Genomic DNA, 17,468 nt, shown 5'->3' with positions numbered 1-17,468 from the left:
GCCTCCCTCGCTCGACTCGGCGCCCGCGCGCGAACCGGCCCGCCCGGCGCGTTCCAGCGTGGCCTCGCCCCGGTGTCCGTCATCCCGCGACGTGGGCTCCGTACTTCTGCGGAGGTGGGCTCCTTCGCCGGTGCCGGCCGTCCCTAGCGTGAAGCCGCCGGTCCTGACGACCGGCCGCCGGCCCGCAGGGGGCACGGCTGACGACAAGGGGGAACGACATGCTCACGACCACACGACGGGCCGGGCTCGTCCTGGGCCTGGTCACCGCGCTCGGAGCCACTGGGCTGCCGAGCGCCACCGCCGCCACGGCGGCCACCGACCGGATCGACTACGGCCTCGCAGCGGAGATCATCACCGCCGCCTGGGAGGCGAATGAGGCGCTCGACCGGATCGGGCTGACTGCCGCGGACCTGGAGCTGCCCGAGCGCGATGACGACTTCTACCAGCAGGTCGCCGCCGGCCTGGACACCTGGCTCGAGGACCAGGGGGCGGACCGTGACGTCGCACCGCGGACGGCGGCCGCGCCGACGGCGTCGAGGTCGAGCGAGGAGGAGCAGCTCACCGCCGCACGACTGGCCTACGCCGGCTACATCGCCGAGGTCAACTCCGCCCGAGACCGCCAGGCCAGGTCGCTCAATGACGAGATCGTCTACATGTACCTGTCGCACTACGTCGACGTCCCACGTGGCCTGCTGCCGGGCCTGGCGGACGCCTCGAACGACTACCAGTACCTGTCGGCGTGGATCACCGACGACGACCGGCTGGTCTACGACCGATTCCTGTCGACCAGCTCCACACTGGAGCACGCGGACGCGCTGAAGCAGGCAGCCAACGCACTGATCGACCTCAAGGGTGCGGTCACGCATCCGGTGTTCGAGGCGGTGAACCTCATCACCGTCACGTCGGCGGCGCTCGATGGGGCGACGGGTGTGGAGGATGTGAAGGGGACGATCAACTCGTGGAGTCGCTACCTCGGATCGACTTCGGACAGCCCGGAACGTGTGGTGGAGAACCTGGTCGATGGGTCGCTCTCCGTTGAGTCGCTCAACAAGCAGGTCGTCCAGGACACTGTCGGCCTGTTCGCTGCTGGGGTGGGTGCGGCAGCGGTCGGCTCCGGGCCGATCGGGTGGCTCGCGACGGGCGCTGTGCAGCTGGCGAACATGGCGTACTTCGGCACCCGGACCCTTGCGCAGCAGGCGAACTACGCCGCGATGATCGCGAGCAACCAGGGGCGGTACTCGGAGCGGCTGTGGCGATACCTGATGGGCGGGTGACGCGCTGCGACACGGCCACACCGCACAGGATCCGCTGAGGGCGGGCGGAGATGCCGACCAGCGCAGCACCCGGTCGCTCCGGGGCATGCCCGCGGTGTGGCCGGTGGTCGTTGGACCGCAACGACGGGCCGTGTCTGTGGTGCGGGCTCGGTGCGAGCGGTTCGCGGCGTTCCTCCCGCGCTCGAGCGGAGCGCCGCTACCGGGTGCTCCTGCTGCTCGTCATCTTCGGTGTCATCGCCGCTGCCTCTCTCGCGGTGAGTTTCCCCGAGGGCACCGAGGTCAGGCACTCGCTGTTGCCTCCACTCAGCCCGACGCGCCACAGGCCCCATCTCGACAGCTACCCGCTCGGGCCTGTCGTTCTGTGTGTCACTCTCCCGCTGGAGTTCGCCCTGTGGCTGCGCAGGAGAGCGCTGGCCCGTGGGTGGGCGCCATGGCTCGCCGCGGCGGTGCTCGTGCCGATCTGTGCGGGGTCGGCCGCCGTCCTCGCGGGTCCGGTCCGCGCTCGGCTCATCGAGCGGTTGGTCGCGGAGGCGGTCGCCGGGCGCCGGGAGCTGATCCGGCCGGGGGAACTCGCGGACTTCGAGGCCTGGGCCGGTGGCATCGCGGGGGCCTACATCGACAAGGCGCTGGTCTGCTTCACCGCCATGGTGCTGGTGGTGCGGGTGATCGCGGCGGTGGCACTGCGATGGCAGGCCCGAGTCGATGCCGACCGTCGTCGCCGCGACAGCGCCTGGCCCTAGCCCAGCGCACACCTCACCCGCGCAGCCTCAGCCGCCGAGCGCGTCCCCCACCACCGAGCGCGCCGCCTCCTGCACCTGCGCCAGGTGATCCGGCCCGACGAAGGACTCGGCGTAGATCTTGTACACGTTCTCGGTCCCGGACGGCCGGGCCGCGAACCAGGCGTTCTCCGTGGTGACCTTGAGCCCGCCGATCGCCGCACCGTTGCCCGGGGCCTCGGTGAGCTTGGCGGTGATCTGCTCCCCGGCGAGTGTGGTGGCGGTGACCTGCTCCGGGGACAGCTTGGCCAGTGCGGCCTTCTGCTCCAGGGTGGCCGGGGCGTCGACCCGGGCGTACCAGGACTCGCCGAACTCGCCGACCAGTTCCGCGTGGTGGGCGGACGGGCTGCGCCCGGTGGTCGCCAGGATCTCCGAGGCGAGCAGCGCCAGGATGATGCCGTCCTTGTCCGTGGTCCACACCGAGCCGTCGGTCCGCAGCAGCGACGCCCCTGCGGACTCCTCGCCGCCGAAGCCCACCGACCCGTCGAGCAGGCCGGGCACGAACCACTTGAAGCCGACCGGGACCTCCAGCAGCGACCGCCCGGTGCTGCGCACCACCCGGTCGATCAGCGAGGAGGACACCAGGGTCTTGCCGACCGCGGCGCTGTCCGGCCAGCCCGGGCGTGCGCCGGAGAACAGGTACCGGATCGCCACCGCGAGGTAGTGGTTGGGGTTCATCAGCCCGGCGTCCGGGGTGACGATGCCGTGCCGGTCGGAGTCGGCGTCGTTGCCGGTGGCGATGTCGTAGGGCGCGTCCCCGTCCATCGCCTTGACCAGCGAGGCCATCGCGGAGGGGGAGGAGCAGTCCATCCGGATCTTGCCATCCCAGTCCAGGGTCATGAAGGACCAGCGCGGGTCGACCTGCGGGTTCACCACGGTCAGGTCCAGGCCGTAGCGCTCGGCGACCGCCGCCCAGTACTCCACCGACGCGCCACCGAGCGGGTCGGCGCCGATCCGGATCCCGGCGGAGCGGATCGCGTCCAGGTCGATCACAGAGGACAGGTCGTCGACGTAGGCACCCAGGAAGTCGTGCCGGCGGGTGGTGTCGGCGGCCAGCGCGGCGTCGATCTGCACCCGCGGCACCCGGTCCACCCCCTCGGCCAGGATCTGGTTCGCCCGGTCCGCGATCCACCCGGTCGCCTCGGAACCGGCCGGACCGCCGTGCGGCGGGTTGTACTTGAAGCCGCCGTCCCGCGGCGGGTTGTGCGAGGGCGTGACCACGATGCCGTCCGCGAGCCCGGGGCCGGTGGCGCGCACGCCCTCGGCGGTGGCGGCGCCGTTGTGCAGCAGGATCGCGTGCGACACGGCGGGGGTCGGGGTCCAGGAGTCCCGGGCGTCGATCCGGACCTCCACCCCGGCGGCGGCCAGCACCTCCAGCGCGGTGCGCCAGGCGGGCTCGGACAGCCCGTGGGTGTCGCGGCCGATGAACAGCGGCCCGTCGGTGCCCTGCCCGCGGCGGTACTCCACGATCGCGGCGGTGATCGCGATGATGTGCGCCTCGTTGAAGGCGCCGTCCAGCGACGATCCGCGGTGGCCACTGGTGCCGAAGACCACCCGCTGTGCCGGGTCGTCGAGGTCGGGCCGCCGGTCGTAGTAGGCCGACAGCAGGGCGTCGACGTCGATCAGGTCGGCAGGCTGGGCGGGAGTTCCGGCGCGGGGGTCCATACCCGGTGATCCTGCCACTCGAACGCGCTCCGAGCAGGGCGGAAGGTCCATCTGGGGACGACCTGAGTACGACCGCGCCTGTGGACAGCCGACCGCCCCGGTAATCTGGCCCGCATGGCCACCGCATCCTCCATCGACTTCGTGCTGCGCCCCTTCGAGGGCCTCCCCGGCGAGCCGGACTGGGTCGCCCTGCGCGAACTGGTGCCCGCCGCCACCGCCACCGCCCGGACCACCGCCGACCACGGCGCGCGGGACATCACCGTCACCACCGTGCTGCCGGACGGCTGGGCCGCCCTGCACCGGGCCGACGGGGTGGTGCTGCTCGCGCTGCAGACCGTCGGTGGTTCCGGCGACCCCAGCCGTGACCTGGCCGCCGCGCTGCTGGAGGCGCTCGACTCCGAGCCCGGCACCGCGATCGAGACCGTCGGCCTGCCCGAGCCCGGCCCCCGGCTGCAGGACGTGCTGGACCCGACCGTGCCGTTCGAGGTGACCGTGCTGGACACCTTCGGCTACTGGATCGCCCCGGACACCGAGATGACCGACGACCTGAAGCACGCGGTGGAGGAGGCGGACGCCGGCATCATCGACACCAAGAAGCTGCCCGGCGTCGAGGCCGCCTACTGGGTGCGGATGGGCGCCAAGGAGTTCCTGCGCTGGGCGCAGCCGCACGAGGAGCAGCAGGTGCTGGACGCCCTGGCCCGGCTGCACGCCAAGCGCGCGTCCGGCTTCGACGGCTCCAAGTTCATCGGCTACTTCCGGTCCACCGGCCTGGTCGTCCCGGTCTGGGAGCTGGCCCGCGGCTCCGAGGCGGAGGACATCGAGGCCGCCCTGCGGGAGTTCGCCCCGTCCTTCACCGCCGCGCTGGAGAACACCGAGCCGCTGGACGCCAACGAGCGCCGCGCCCGGGCCGGCATCGTCGCCCGCCAGGTGACGCTGCGCTGAGCCCCGCGCCCCGTCACGCCGCGGCCCCCACCTCCGGGGGTCGCGGCGTCGTCGTGAAGGAACCGGTCCGGTCCCGCGTGTGACGAGGCCCCGGACCTCGGCGGATCGCTAGGCTGAGTCCGTGACGGGCGAGGCTGAGCAGCGGACCGGATCCGACCCGGTGGCGGAGCAGGACGACGACGGCGTGCCCGGATCCGCCCCCCGCACCGGCAAGCGCCGCCGCGGCCAGTCCGCCGAGCCGGCTGCCGCCGTGGCACCCCGGACCGGTCGCAGCCGCCAGCGGGTCGCCGTGGTGATCCCGGCCAAGGACGAGTCGCGCCGGATCGCCGCCACCGTCCGCTCCGCCCGCGCCATCCCGCACGTCGACCTGGTGCTGGTCGTCGACGACGGCTCCGAGGACAACACCCAGCACGTGGCCCGGGAGGCCGGCGCGGTGGTCGTCCGGCACTCGCACAACCGGGGCAAGGCCGCCGCGATGGAGACCGGCGCCGCCGTGGTCGCGATGCGCGACGCCCCGGACCGTCCGCCCCGCCTGCTGTTGTTCATCGACGGCGACCTGGGCGACACCGCGGTCAACACCGCCCCGCTGGTCCCGCCGGTCCTGGAGGGCACCGCCGACCTGTCGATCGCCCTGCTCCCGCCGCAGCCGGGCGCCGGTGGCCGCGGGATCGTGGTGGGCGCCGCCCGCCGGGCGATCCAGTCGCTGACCGGGTGGACGCCGACCCAGCCGCTGTCCGGGATGCGCTGCCTGACCCGGGAGGCCTTCGAGGCCGCCACCCCGCTGGCCCGTGGCTGGGGGGTGGAGACCGGCATGACCATCGACCTGCTGCGCAAGGGGTTCGTCGCGGTCGAGGTGCCCTGCGATCTGCGGCACCGACCGTCCGGCACCGACCTGCGCGGTCAGCTGCACCGCGCGGCGCAGTACCGGGACGTGCAGCTCGCCGTGGCCGCGCGCCGGGTGCGCGCGGTCGGCCGGGGCGGCAAGGCCCGCCAGGCCTGACGGCTTCGCTGTCGACCGGCGAGGCCGGGCCGGTACTCAGGACCGGTCCGCGGCGACCGTGCCCTTCGGCTGCAGCGTCAGCATCCAGGTCGCACTGGCCGCCACCAGCAGCGGCACCGCCAGCCCGATCCCGGTGGCCGGCACGACCACCCCCGAGTCGTTCAGCGCAAAGCCCAGGAACAGGGTCACGCTGAGCCCGATCAGCCCGGGCATCAGCACCGGGGCATCGGTGGACAGCCGGCGCAGCGGGGCACCGGCGGACAGCCAGGCGTAGGGCCCGCCGTCGGGGGCGCCGACCGCGTTGCGGGCCGGGCGGCCGAGCAGCAGGACCACCAGCAGCACGCCGCCGATCGCCAGCAGGGTCTGCTCGCTGCCGAACAGGATGCCCAGATTGGCCTGGCCCTTGCGCAGCAGCACGGTCCACAGCCCGCCGTCCAGCACGGTCTCGATGAACCGGCCCAGGTGGGTGCGGTCGTCCGCCGGGCGCGCGTAGTCGATCAGGGCCAGGCCGATCACCACGACCGCGCCGGCCAGCAGCACCCCGAGCACCCGGCGCCAGTTGAGCTTGATCCCGGCGACCAGCAGCGCCATGATCGCGAAGCCCGGCACCAGGGCCGGCGGTCCGCCGAAGTCCGCGCCGATCGAGGGCATGCCGTCCACCACGGTGGCGACGATCCCGACCACGGCGACCACCCCGGCGGCGGCCCAGCGCCGGCCCCGTCGAACCAGCGGGTTGGCCAGGGCGAGGGCGACCAGCACCATCGCGGTGGCGAACAGCGCGAACGCCGGGTTGCCGAAGCCGTAGAACCGGCCGGCGACCAGGGAGCTCGGGCCCATCATCGAATCCAAGGCCAGCCGTGCGCCGGTGGCCACGTCCCAGGTCAGCACCAGGGCGGTGATCCCGGCGACCGTGCCGAGCGGGCCGAGGAAGCTGCTGCGCCACGGCGGGAGCAGGGCGACCAGGGCGATCGCCAGCGAGAACAGCGCGACCACTCCGGCGAGCGCCCAGCCGGCGGAGGTGGCCCGCCACCAGGGCAGCAGGTTCGCCAGGAAGGTGGACACCGGCACCGCGGCGACCACGACGGCGGCGATCCGCAGCCCGCGCAGCACCCGCTGCGGGGTGACGCGCGTCCGGCCGCGCACCCGGTTCGGCCGCCACCGATCGAGCAACCGGACGAACCACTGCCGGACCCGGCTGTTCAGACCGACGGTGACCAGCGCGTACAGCGCCAGATTCATCGCCACCCAGATCACGTAGAAGGTGCTGACCAGTGGCTTGGCGGCCTGCGCGTGCCGGTTCTGGTCGATCAGGTAGGCGACCCGGGCGGTGGCGGTGTCGTCGTCGATCCGCTGGGAGATCACGCTGCCGACCATCGCGCCGCTGGGCGCCTGGTCCCGGATGCCGAGCGCGGTGAGCAGCGTCGGGGTGACGTCGGTGACCTGGAGGTAGCCGTCCTGCCGGGTGGATCCGGAGCGCAGCATCCCGCCGGTGTACTCGCCGCCGCCGATCGCCGGTCCGGTCGCCGCGGCCAGTTGTAGGTGCGGTCGCCGGGAGGAGTCGGCGAGCGAGACCAGGTAGACGGTCGCGTCGGTGCCGGCCCGGTCGATGCCCTCCAGCACGGCGGCGATCTGCGCGTCGATCGCCTGCACCTGCTCGGCCCGGGTCGGCTCGATCACCACGTCGGTGCCCGAGACGTCCGGCGTGGTGCCCTCGTCCTCGGCCGGTTCGCCGTCCACGCCCGAGCGGCCCCGGGTCTGGTAGCCGGGGTCGCGCACGGTGCCGGCGTCCACCACCAGCAGCTGGGAGCCGGCCATCGCGGCCTCGACCTCGTCCTGCAGCTCCTCGGCGGTGGCGGGGCGGCGGATGTGGGTGCCGACCGGCCGGCCCTCGGTGTCGGCCAGCGCGATCGCGGCGCCGGGCCCGATGCCGGTGGCGGACAGGCCCGCGGCGGCCACCGTGTCGCCGAGCAGGCCGAGCCGGGAGTCGTAGCCGGAGGCCTTGGTCGCGGTCAGGTAGTCGTCCCACCCGGGCACGTCGCCGTCCGGCAGTGGGTCGCGCAGGGTGCGGCAGGTGCCGTCCGCCACGGTGAGATCGTCGGAGCGGCCACCGGAGGAGACCGCCAACCAGCCCGCGGACGGACAGGTGAAGGAGCGCTTGGACCGGACCACGCTGGTGCCGACCGAGCCCTCCCGGGACAACGACCAGAGCGCCGGGGTGGTCAGCGAGCCGATGTCGTCCCAGCGCAGGCCGGTGACACCGATCAGCACCACCGGGGCGTCGGTGTCCTCCTCGGCGGCACCGGCGGGGGCGGCCAGCCCGACCCCGGTCAGCAGCACCAGCAGCGCCAGCGCGGCGGACAGCAGGGTCCGGATGCGGCGGGGCATGGCGGCGGGCGGGATGGACGTCGGCACCGCTCCAGCCTACGGGCGCACTACGCTCGGCACGGTCGCCCGGCGGCGGTGTGGACGGCATGTGCACGCCCAGGCCACAGGGCGCTCACCGCCCGCACACGCTCGACCACAGGAGCCCGTGATGACCGCGCCCGCCGCCCGTCCCCGGTACGCCTACCTCGGCCCCGCCGGGACGTTCACCGAGGCCGCGCTGCGCCAGGTCGTCTCCGACACCGAGGCCGAGTACCTGCCGCAGACCGATGTCACCTCCGCGATCGAGGCGGTGCGGGAGGGCCGGGCCGAGCACGCGGTGGTGGCGATCGAGAGCACCGGCGAGGGCGGGGTCACCGCCACCCTGGACGCGCTGGCGGTCGGCAGCCCGCTGGTGTTGCAGCGCGAGATCCTGGTGCCGGTGGACTTCGCGCTGGTCGGACGCCCGGGAGTCGAACTCGCCGACGTCCGGCGGATCAGTGCCCACCCGCACGCCTGGGTCCAGTGCCGCCGCTGGTTGGCCGCCCACCTGCCGCAGGCCACCCACGTCCCGGCCAGCTCCAACACTGCCCCGGCCGCGCTGCTGGCTGCGGAACCGGCACAGGAGCTGGGCTTCGACGCCGCGCTGGTCCCGCCGCCGGCCGTCACCCACTACGGCCTGCGGGTGCTCGCCGACCAGGTCGCGGACAACACCGAGGCGGTCACCCGGTTCGTCCTGGTCGGTCGCCCGGGCCAGGTCCCGCCGCCCACCGGTGCGGACAAGACCACGCTGGTCGTCCACCTGCCCAGCAACGAGGCCGGTGCCCTGCTGTCGATGCTGGAGCAACTCGGCACCCGCGGGGTGAACATGTCCCGGATCGAGTCCCGTCCGATCGGCGACGCGCTCGGCCGGTACTCGTTCTCGATCGACATCGAGGGACACATCGCCGAACCCCGGGTCGGCGAGGCGCTGATGGGCCTGCACCGGACCTGCCCGCAGGTGCGTTACCTGGGGTCGTACCCGAAGGCGGACGGCAAGGCCACCGACGTGCGGCGCGGCACCGGGGACGCGGAGTACCAGCGGGCGCTGGCCTGGGTGGAGGCGGTGCGCTCGGGGGAGGCGTTCTAGCCCGGGAGTGACCGGAGAACCAGGTGCGGATGCCGGGTCAGCGACGCGCTCGGACCCCGCGCGGTTCGTGTGGCCCGAAGGCGCCCGAACGGCCTCGGGACACCGCCCGGACGCCGAGGAGATACCCGACGCCGATGATCACCCAGGTCGGGTCGACACCGCCCACGGCGGACAGGCCAGGGGGCGACCCCGCAGCAGCGAGCACCGCGTTGGCAGCCGCGTCGGCGGCGAACCCGGGCACGACGCCCAGAGCCACGACGCTCCAGCCCAACGCCGTCGAGTATCTCGTGTGGGTCAGGAGCCACAGGGACCCGTGAGGGGCGCCGGCACGGGCCTGACCGGCGAGGGCGAACCCGATCGCCGCCAGGACAAGGCACAGCGCGACGAGGCTGAGGTGGTTGGCGGCACGCCCCCCGCCCTGCATGTCGTTGAAGAAGAACTTTGCCGTTGCTCCGACCGACGACACGTCCCCGACGCGGTCGTCTGAGAGGGAGATCGCCGGATCGCTGAGGGCGACCACGACCGTCGCGGTCGGCCTGGTGAACCCGCTCACGAAGACGACCACCGCCGTCAGGCTCCCCACGACTACCGCGATCACACCCAGGACTCTCGCCCAGACGGTGAAGCCCGTGTTCATCTCAACCCCCCCTGACACGTCACGAGATGACGTCATGCCCGCGGCGGCTTGGGGCGCCTCGACGTCTGCTGGTGCCAGCGCGCGGAGGACTGCACGCACCAGAGCGCGTACGACACGCCGATCAGGGGGAATCCAACCCGGACCACGGGGTCCTCACTCAGGGCCATCCCTAGTGTTCCGACCGCCAGAGAGACAACGCCGGCGATCAGGTCTGACCTCTTGCTCGGATACCAACCGCGGATAGCGGCTGCCACGGCGAAGGCGAAACCCAGAAAGGGAACGAGATGGGCGGTCATCGGCAGTTGCACGCATTCCCTGGGTCGGCTCGGCGCGGCCTGCGCCGGTTGTGGGCTGAGTTCCATGAGCAATGTAGCGCGGCCTGGTGGAGGCGGTGCGCTCGGGGGAGGCGTTCTAGTCCACGGGTGACCGGCGGACGAGTTCGACCGCCAGCGCGCCCACGATCATCGCCGGACCGAGCACAGTGCACAGGGTGACCAGGCCGTTGACGACGGACATCGCCATCTGGGGAGTCGGGACCTGGCCGTCGAGTAGGACGGCCGTGAGCGCGGCATTGGCGGCCAGGACGACCGCGCAGAGCGTCACCCCGGCCCAGAACAGTCTGGCCGGGGTGCGGATCCAGGTCAGGACCGTCGTCATGAGGAGCCTTCCGTCGCGGGCGGACCGGGTGTGCCGCCCACGCTAGGAGGCGCCCCCGGCTCGGTGGAAGGGGGGTTACCGCAGGGCGCTCACCACGGCCGCTCGACCCCGCCGCCGCTGCCCTCGTCCTCGCCCTCCGGATCGGAGCCGCCGCCGTCGCCGCCCCCGTTGCGCTCCTGCAGCTCCTGCTGGCGCTGCTGCTCCTGCTCCTCGGGGGTCGGGCCGCCCTCGCCGCCCTCGCCCTCGCCGGAGTTGGGGTTCATCTGGTCGCCCATCTCGCCCGCCTCGCCGGCCTGCTCCTCCAGCTGCTGGGCCTGGTCCTCGGCCTGCTGCTGCTCCTCGTCGGAACGCTGGTCCTCGCAGGCGGGGTCCATCAGCGCCTCGGCGGCGGCCAGGTAGTCGGCCTGGGCGCTCTCGGTCAGCCGCTGGCCGGCGTCGACCAGTTCGGCCAGGGTGCGGTCGCCCCACTCCGCGTCCTCCGGCACCGGCTCCCCGGCGCCGCGGAGCCGGGACAGTTCGGTGATCCAGCGCACGTGGTCGGCGGCCTCGGCCATCGACCCGTCGGCCACCGCGGACAGGACCACCGCACGGTTGGTCTGCACGTCGCAGCGGGCGTCCTCCGGGACCAGGCGCAGCGCGCGGTCCAGGGAGAACAGTGCCAGGCGGGGCGACTGTCCGTCGGCCATCCGGGCGGTGCCCTCGTCGAAGGGTGCCTTCCACTGTTCCATCGGGGCCCACTGGCCCAGCCAGGCGAAGGTGGTCGCGCCGCGGCCCTCGTCCTGGTCGCGGTAGGCGGAGACCGCGGCCTGGGCGGACAGGGTCATACCGAGCAGCACGCCGGCGACGGCCAGCGCGGGCACCCAGAGGAAGGCGGACCAGCCGATCAGGCCCCAGCGGGCCGGGCGGCGCTCGCGCGGGGGCAGCAGCGGTCGGCGGGTGCGGCGGGGGCTGCCCTCCGGACGGGAGCGGCGGCGCAGGCGGCTCATCGGTCCTCCTTCGCGGGCGTCGGTGCGGTGCCCGGTCCGGGCGAGGTGACGGGCTCCGGCGCCGGGGTGGGTGCCCAGGACGACACCGGGGTGGTCGCGGTGGCCGGTGCGGACGGTGCGGCCGGTTCGGTGGCGGAGTGCGGTGCGGAGCTGGATCCGGTGCTGCGGGTCCCGCGGCGCAGCGGCACCCAGCCTCGCACCAGCAGCCAGGCCTCGACCAGCAGGATGAGTGCCAAGGCGATGGCAGCGGGCCAGACCACCGGGTTCCAGATCAGGATCTGGCGGCCCTCCGCGCGCAGTTCGCTCTCGGCCTGCACGTCGCCGACCAGGCCGGTCAGCTGGGCTTCGTCCGGGCCGACCCGGTGCACGTAGGGGATGCCGAGCTGGTCGGCCACCGCCTGCAACGCGGCCTCGTCGAGGATGGACACCGCCTCCTGGCCGGCGGCGTCAGTGATGTACCCGCTGCCGTCGTCCTTCAGCATCCGGCCGCCCTCGGAGGTGCCGTAGCCCAGGACCGCGCCACCGTCGACCAGGTCGGCCATCGACTCGTAGGACGGCACCTCCTCATCGTCGGTGGACTCGCCGTCGGAGAGGAAGAACACCAGCCGGACGTGGTTCGGCTGGGCCTCGGCCGCGTTCTGCAGCGCCTCGGCCAGCAGGTCCACCGGGCGGCCGACATTCGACCCCCGGGACTGGGCGGTGGGCTCCTGGCGCAGGGTGTCCGCCCAGCTGGTGACCGCGTGGCCGTCGCTGCTCAGCGGGAGCTGGCGGCTCGCGGTGGAGTCCCAGGACAGGATGGAGTACCGGGCACCCGGCACGGCGGCGACCAGGGCGGGCAGGTCCTGCTTCACCCCGGACAGCCGGGTGCTGCCGTCCACATAGTCCTCGGCGGCCATCGACCCGGTGCGGTCCACCACCAGGAACACGTCGACGCCCACGCCGACCTCCTGGCTGCTCGGCCGGCTCACCGACGGCCCGGCGCCGATCACGGCCAGCGCCAGCACCGCGACCGCACGCAGCACCCAGTGCCCGGTCCCGCCGGTGGCCAGACCACGACCGGACCGCTCGCCGGCCACGGCACGGCGCTGGGCGACGGCCTGCCAGACGCAGAAGCCGAGCATCGGCAGCAGCAGGACGAGCAGCAGGGCGAGCGGGATCAGCGGGCGCAGGGTCATGACCTCACCCGCCACTGCAGCACCCAGAACGCGGCCAGCGCGAACACCAGGCCGAGGAACCAGTTCCGCGGGGTGTCGGTGATCCGGATCTCCGGGTCGGTCTCCAGCACGGCGGTCTGCTGGCTGACCACCTCGTCCATGATGCCGTCCACCGCCTCGGCGTCGTCGGCGAACCAGGTGTGCCCGCCGGCCTCGGTGATCAGCGAGGTGAACTCGATCTCCAGCGCACTGCCGCGCAGCGCCGCCGGTCCGCCGTACAGGCCGAATAGGGTGACGTCGCGCTCGGTGGTCAGGTCGATCGCCTGGGACAGGGTGTAGACCGGGTCGCCCATCAGCTCGTTGTCGGTGACCAGGATGATCGAGCGGGACCGGGTGTCATCCTCCTGGTCGAACAGCAGGCCGCAGGACGCCAGCCCGTCGCCGATCAGGGAGGACTGGCCCTCGCCCAGGTTGATCGTCCCGGCGGTCCAGCGCTCGTAGGCGGACAGTTGATCCGCCGAGTACCAGCCGGACACCCCGTCCAACACCTCGGCGCCCTTCTCGATCTCGTCCAGGGCGATCGGGTAGTCGTCGGTGAGCGGGAAGACCGTCCGGCTGGTGGAGTTGAAGATCGACAGCCCGACCCGCTCGCCGCGGAAGTTCTCGATCAGCTGGGTGAAGGTGTCCAGCACGGCGGCGTCGTAGTCGACCATCGACCCGGACACGTCCAGGCAGAGCACGATGTCCCGGGTGCCGAGTCGCTCGGAGATGGTCTGCTGGTGCATCGGCCGGGCGATCAGCACCGCGGCGCAGGCCAGGCTCAGCGCCAGCAGCGCGGCACCGGCGGCGCGCAGCCACTGGTAGCGGCGCAGCACCGAGCGCACGGCGGGGATCGCGTCCAGGTCGGCGGTGGCCGCCACCCAGCGGGTCCGGCCGGCCCGGCGCCGGCTCCGTCGCAGCCACGCGATCCCGCCCACGGCGAGCGCGAGCACGGCGACGATCGCCAGCGCCCAGGGCCAGACGAGTCCGGAGGTCACCATCGGCTGATCACCTCCCGTGCGCGGCCGATCGCCTGCCGTGCCGAGGCCGGGGTGGCACCGGGGGCGGAGAACGCCGGGTCCAGCAGGGCGGCGACCAGTTCACCGGTGCCGCCGGTCCAGCCCAGTCGTCGCAGCTCGGTCGCGGTCAGCGGTTCGGCCTTCACCCCGCGGCGGACCGTGGCGAACTCCCGCAGCACGGCGGCCACCTCCAGTGCGGCGACCCGGGGCTCGACCTGGTCGGCGGCCAGCCGGGTCCCGATCTCGTCCAGGTCGGCCAGCCGCCGTGCCCGGGCGCCGGCGTATGGGTCGGCAGGGGTGCCGCCGGCCAGCGGGTCGTCCGACACCGGCTGCTCCGGGCGTCCGTCCGACCGGCGCCGGCCCAGCCGCCAGGCGGCGACCAGCCAGGCGATCACCAGCACCAGCAGGCCGATCGCGAGCCACATCCAGCCCGCGCCGTACGCCCGCGGCTCGACCAGATCAGCGGGTCCCACGTCGCCTCCGATCCAGCGCCGCGGCCAGGGCCGTGATCGCGTGCTCGGAGGACGCGACGGTCGCCTGGGGAACGCCCAGCCGGCGCAGCATCCCGTCCCGCAGCAGGGTCTGCTCGGCCCGGTGCCGGGCCAGGGCCTCGCGGACCTTGCGGTTGCCGCGCAGCACGCCGGGCACCGGCCAGCCGTCCAGCACATCGCGGGAGGGCGCGCTCTGCGGGTCCAGCGGATCCGCGTCGGCGACCACCAGCGCGATCACCCGGTGCTTGCCACCCAGCAGGCGGGTGATCGCCGGGGCCTGGGCCGGGGTGAGCGAGGCGGCGTCGGTGACCAGCACCACCAGCGCCGGGGTCCGGCTCAGTGCCCGCACCCGGTTCAGCACCCGGGTGAAGTCCGGCGCCGGGCCCTCGGTGGTCAGCACCTCGTCCACCCGGCGCAGCATGAGCTCCAGATTCGCCCGGCCGCTGCGCGGGGGGACCCGGACCAGGCGCTCGGCGTCTCCGGCGATCAGGCCGACCGGGTCGCCGCGGTCCAGGGCCAGGGTGCCGACGATCGCGGCGAGCTGCCGGGCGATGTCGGTCTTGGTCTCCCCGGAGGCGGCGGTGGCGGCCATCGTCCGGCCGGAGTCCACCACCAGCAGCACCGGGGCGGCCGCATCCCGCTGGAACCGCTTGATCACCGGCACACCGGTCCGCGCCGAGGACTTCCAGTCGATGTCCCCGACGTCGTCGCCCGGGGTGTACAGCGCCAGGTCGTCGAAGTCCTGGCCGTGGCCCTGCAGCGTCGAGGAGTGCAGGCCGTCGCGCAGGCTGGTGGCACGCCGCAACGTGGGCAGTGCCAGGACGGCCCTGGCCTGCTCCACCCGTGCGGCCGTCGCATCCAGCGACGACCCCGCCTGCTCGGTCATCTCCGCCCTCAGGGAGTGGGCACCGCGGCGAACACGGCGTCGATCAGGCTCTCCGACGTGACGCCGTCCACCAGGGCGTCCAGGGTGCGGACCAGCCGGTGCCGCAACACCGAGTGCCGCAACGCCTTGACGTCCTCCGGGATCACGTAGGCCCGGCCGGCCAGCACCGCCAGCGACTGGGCGATCTGCATCAGGGCGATCGAGCCACGCGGGCTCGCGCCCACCCGGACATGCCGCTGCAGGCCGGGGATCGGTGCCGGGCCACCGCCGCGGGTGGTCGCGACCAGGGCGACGATGTAGCGCCGGATCGCGTCGTCCACGTACACCCGGCGGGTCAGGTCCTGCAGGAAGCGCACGTCGTCCAGCGCGACCGGGTTCCCGGTCATCGGCGCGGTCTGTGCCCCCGAGGAGATCCGGCCGAGCACCTCGATCTCCTCCGGCGGTGCCGGGTAGTCCAGCACCTCCTTGAGCAGGAACCGGTCCATCTGGGCCTCGGGCAGCACGTAGGTGCCCTCCTCCTCGATGGGGTTCTGGGTCGCCAGCACCACGAACGGCGTGGGCAGCGGGTGCACCTCGCCGCCGATCGAGGTCTGCCGCTCCTGCATCGCCTCCAGCATCGCGGACTGGGTCTTGGCGCTGGACCGGTTGATCTCGTCCAGCAGGACCACGTTCGCGTGCACCGGGCCGAGCTGGGTGCTGAACGTGCCGGTGGCGTAGTTCAGGATCTGGGTGCCGACGATGTCGTTCGGCATCAGGTCGGGCGTGCACTGGATCCGGTGGAAACTCCCCGAGATCGACGCGGCGAGCGCCTGGGCGGCGGTGGTCTTGGCCAGGCCCGGCACCGACTCCAGCAGGATGTGCCCACCGGCCATCACCGTGCACAACAGGGCGGTGCGCAGGTTGCGCTGCCCGACGACCCGCTGGTCGAAGAAGCTGCCGATCTGCCCCACCAGCACCTGGGCATGCTGCAGTTCCCGCTCGCTGATCCGGGTGTCGCCGTCCGTCATGGGTGGCCTTCCTGTGTGCGTGCTCGGTGCGTCGCCGCGGGCCAGTATGTCGTGCCGCGGTGACGGTCGCGTGGGCGGTGGGTGGCCCGGATGGGTGGAATCCGCCCCGCGGAGGGGTACTGGTGCGACGGTCAGGGTGACCCGGCGGACGGCGCCTCGGGGTGGTCGCGCACGGCGGCACCGTGCTGCCACGGGGCGGGCTGAGTAGCCGGTGGGGCGCCGGTGGGGGCCGTGCGAGCGGTCAGCGCGCCCCGACCCGGACCACCAAGGCCCCGGGGTCGACCCGGGCGGACAGCTCGGTGACCTGGCCGATCACGTCCCCGTCGACCTGGACGTACTCGCCGCCGGCGACCGTGACGTGCACCGTGCGGGCGCGGGCGTGGTCGATCCGGCCGATCTTGGCCGGCAGCTGCGGGGTGACGCCGACGCCCTGCAGCACGACCTCGCCGAACAGCTGGGCCCAGCCGGCCACCCCGCCCCGGGTGTCGATCGCGGCGATGTCCAGCCAGCCGTCGTCGAGTTCGGCGTCCGGCAGCAGGGTGATGCCGCCGGGCAGCCGGCCACAGTTGCCGATCAGCAGGCTGCGGACCCGGGCGGGCTCCTCGGTGCGGTCGTCCAGGGTGACCGTGGTGCGCAGCCGGCGGCCGTGCAGGTGCTTGATCCCGGCGACGAAGTAGGCGATCCAGCCGACCTTCGCCTTGAGGTCGTCGTCGGCGTCGGCCACCATCGCCGCGTCGAAGCCCACCCCGGCGATCACCAGGAAGATGTGGTCGCGCGGCACGTCGGCATCGTCCGGCAGGTCGTCGGCGGCCTCGGCGATGTCGTCGGAGACGTTCGACTCGAACTTCAGCACCCGCAGCCAGCCGACGTCGATGGTGCGGTCCACCCCGTCCAGGGCGAGCTGGAACGCCGCCAGCGGGTCGCCGATCGGGATGTCCAGGTTGCGGGCCAGCAGGTTGCCGGTGCCGACCGGGACTAGGCCCATCGGGACGCCGGTGCCGACCAGGCCCTCGGCGACCGCGCGGACGGTGCCGTCGCCGCCGAGCGCCACCACCAGGTCGGCGCCCCGCTCGATCGCCTGCTTGGCCTGGCCGATGCCCGGGTCCTCCGGGGTGGTCTCCAGCCAGAGCGGCTCGGGCAGGTACTGCTGCGAGCACAGCCGGCGCAGTTCCGGGCGCAGGTCCGCGACGCCGGTCTTGGACGGGTTGGCCACGAAGGCGACCAGCGGCCGGGACGGCTCCTGGTCCGCTGCGGCGGCCGGCGACTCCACGGTGGCGCGGAACGGCGCGCGGGCCGGCAGCGCCGATCGGCGGGTGGTCAGTGCCAGCGCCAGGGCGGCGACCGCCACGATGAGTGCGGCGACGGCCAGCCATCCCTCCCAGGTCATGGCCCGAATGTACGCACTTCCACCGACTTCCGCCCGGCGCCTGTGGACAACGGGTGGT

General features: G+C 73.5%; 16 protein-coding genes. 5 read left to right on the top strand and 11 right to left on the bottom strand.

The window, feature by feature from the left end:
• Nucleotides 1–218 precede the first annotated feature (218 nt).
• Nucleotides 219–1,274, top strand: a complete 1,056-nt coding sequence (locus HGA03_RS03645) for a hypothetical protein (protein WP_168628803.1) — start codon at nt 219–221, stop codon at nt 1,272–1,274.
• Between the two features lie 203 nt (nt 1,275–1,477).
• Nucleotides 1,478–2,014 carry a hypothetical protein gene (locus HGA03_RS03640; RefSeq protein WP_168628802.1) on the top strand — a complete coding sequence of 179 codons (537 nt, stop codon included), beginning with the start codon at nt 1,478–1,480 and terminating at the stop codon, nt 2,012–2,014.
• A 27-nt stretch (nt 2,015–2,041) separates the two neighbouring features.
• Here HGA03_RS03640 and pgm read toward each other — a convergent pair whose 3' ends face one another.
• Nucleotides 2,042–3,715 carry a phosphoglucomutase (alpha-D-glucose-1,6-bisphosphate-dependent) gene (gene pgm / locus HGA03_RS03635; protein ID WP_168628801.1) on the bottom strand — a complete coding sequence of 558 codons (1,674 nt, stop codon included), beginning with the start codon at nt 3,713–3,715 and terminating at the stop codon, nt 2,042–2,044.
• Nucleotides 3,716–3,829: 114 nt separating this feature from the next.
• Between pgm and HGA03_RS03630 the strand changes: the two genes are divergently transcribed.
• Both HGA03_RS03630 and HGA03_RS03625 read left to right on the top strand, forming a co-directional pair.
• Complete coding sequence (locus HGA03_RS03630) at nt 3,830–4,657, top strand: DUF5926 family protein (protein ID WP_168628800.1); 828 nt, start codon at nt 3,830–3,832, stop codon at nt 4,655–4,657.
• Between the two features lie 250 nt (nt 4,658–4,907).
• Nucleotides 4,908–5,657 carry a glycosyltransferase family 2 protein gene (locus tag HGA03_RS03625; protein ID WP_168628924.1) on the top strand — a complete coding sequence of 250 codons (750 nt, stop codon included), beginning with the start codon at nt 4,908–4,910 and terminating at the stop codon, nt 5,655–5,657.
• Between the two features lie 36 nt (nt 5,658–5,693).
• Here HGA03_RS03625 and HGA03_RS03620 read toward each other — a convergent pair whose 3' ends face one another.
• On the bottom strand, nt 5,694–8,069 hold the full coding sequence (locus tag HGA03_RS03620; protein WP_168628799.1) for a hypothetical protein: 2,376 nt from the start codon (nt 8,067–8,069) through the stop codon (nt 5,694–5,696).
• A gap of 121 nt (nt 8,070–8,190) precedes the next feature.
• Between HGA03_RS03620 and pheA the strand changes: the two genes are divergently transcribed.
• Complete coding sequence (gene pheA / locus HGA03_RS03615) at nt 8,191–9,147, top strand: prephenate dehydratase (RefSeq protein ID WP_168628798.1); 957 nt, start codon at nt 8,191–8,193, stop codon at nt 9,145–9,147.
• A 37-nt stretch (nt 9,148–9,184) separates the two neighbouring features.
• Here pheA and HGA03_RS03610 read toward each other — a convergent pair whose 3' ends face one another.
• From HGA03_RS03610 to HGA03_RS03570, 9 genes are all read right to left on the bottom strand, one after another.
• Nucleotides 9,185–9,784, bottom strand: a complete 600-nt coding sequence (locus HGA03_RS03610) for a hypothetical protein (RefSeq protein WP_168628797.1) — start codon at nt 9,782–9,784, stop codon at nt 9,185–9,187.
• A gap of 411 nt (nt 9,785–10,195) precedes the next feature.
• Nucleotides 10,196–10,441, bottom strand: a complete 246-nt coding sequence (locus HGA03_RS03605; protein ID WP_168628796.1) for a hypothetical protein — start codon at nt 10,439–10,441, stop codon at nt 10,196–10,198.
• Between the two features lie 89 nt (nt 10,442–10,530).
• Nucleotides 10,531–11,427, bottom strand: coding sequence for a hypothetical protein (locus HGA03_RS03600; RefSeq protein ID WP_168628795.1), 897 nt, complete (start codon nt 11,425–11,427; stop codon nt 10,531–10,533).
• Complete coding sequence (locus HGA03_RS03595; protein ID WP_168628794.1) at nt 11,424–12,602, bottom strand: VWA domain-containing protein; 1,179 nt, start codon at nt 12,600–12,602, stop codon at nt 11,424–11,426. Before HGA03_RS03595 ends, HGA03_RS03600 begins: the two co-directional genes overlap by 4 nt.
• Nucleotides 12,599–13,618: a vWA domain-containing protein gene (locus HGA03_RS03590; protein WP_168628793.1), complete on the bottom strand. Its 1,020-nt coding sequence runs from the start codon at nt 13,616–13,618 to the stop codon at nt 12,599–12,601. The genes HGA03_RS03595 and HGA03_RS03590 overlap by 4 nt, the downstream gene beginning before the upstream one ends.
• Nucleotides 13,615–14,112, bottom strand: a complete 498-nt coding sequence (locus tag HGA03_RS03585; protein ID WP_168628792.1) for a hypothetical protein — start codon at nt 14,110–14,112, stop codon at nt 13,615–13,617. The genes HGA03_RS03590 and HGA03_RS03585 overlap by 4 nt, the downstream gene beginning before the upstream one ends.
• A complete protein-coding gene (locus HGA03_RS03580) occupies nt 14,099–15,016 on the bottom strand; it encodes a DUF58 domain-containing protein (protein ID WP_168628791.1) in 918 nt (305 codons plus the stop codon). Before HGA03_RS03580 ends, HGA03_RS03585 begins: the two co-directional genes overlap by 14 nt.
• Nucleotides 15,017–15,024: 8 nt before the next feature.
• Nucleotides 15,025–16,023, bottom strand: a complete 999-nt coding sequence (locus tag HGA03_RS03575; RefSeq protein ID WP_168628790.1) for an AAA family ATPase — start codon at nt 16,021–16,023, stop codon at nt 15,025–15,027.
• A gap of 241 nt (nt 16,024–16,264) precedes the next feature.
• The gene (locus tag HGA03_RS03570; protein WP_168628789.1) at nt 16,265–17,410 is read right to left on the bottom strand and encodes a diacylglycerol/lipid kinase family protein; all 1,146 of its coding nucleotides are present in this window, start codon (nt 17,408–17,410) and stop codon (nt 16,265–16,267) included.
• Between the last annotated feature and the right edge of the window lie 58 nt (nt 17,411–17,468).

The organism is Cellulomonas denverensis (genome assembly GCF_012396125.1).
Taxonomy (GTDB): Bacteria; Actinomycetota; Actinomycetes; order Actinomycetales; family Cellulomonadaceae; genus Cellulomonas; species Cellulomonas denverensis.
This window is presented reverse-complemented; position numbering and strand designations above follow the sequence as displayed.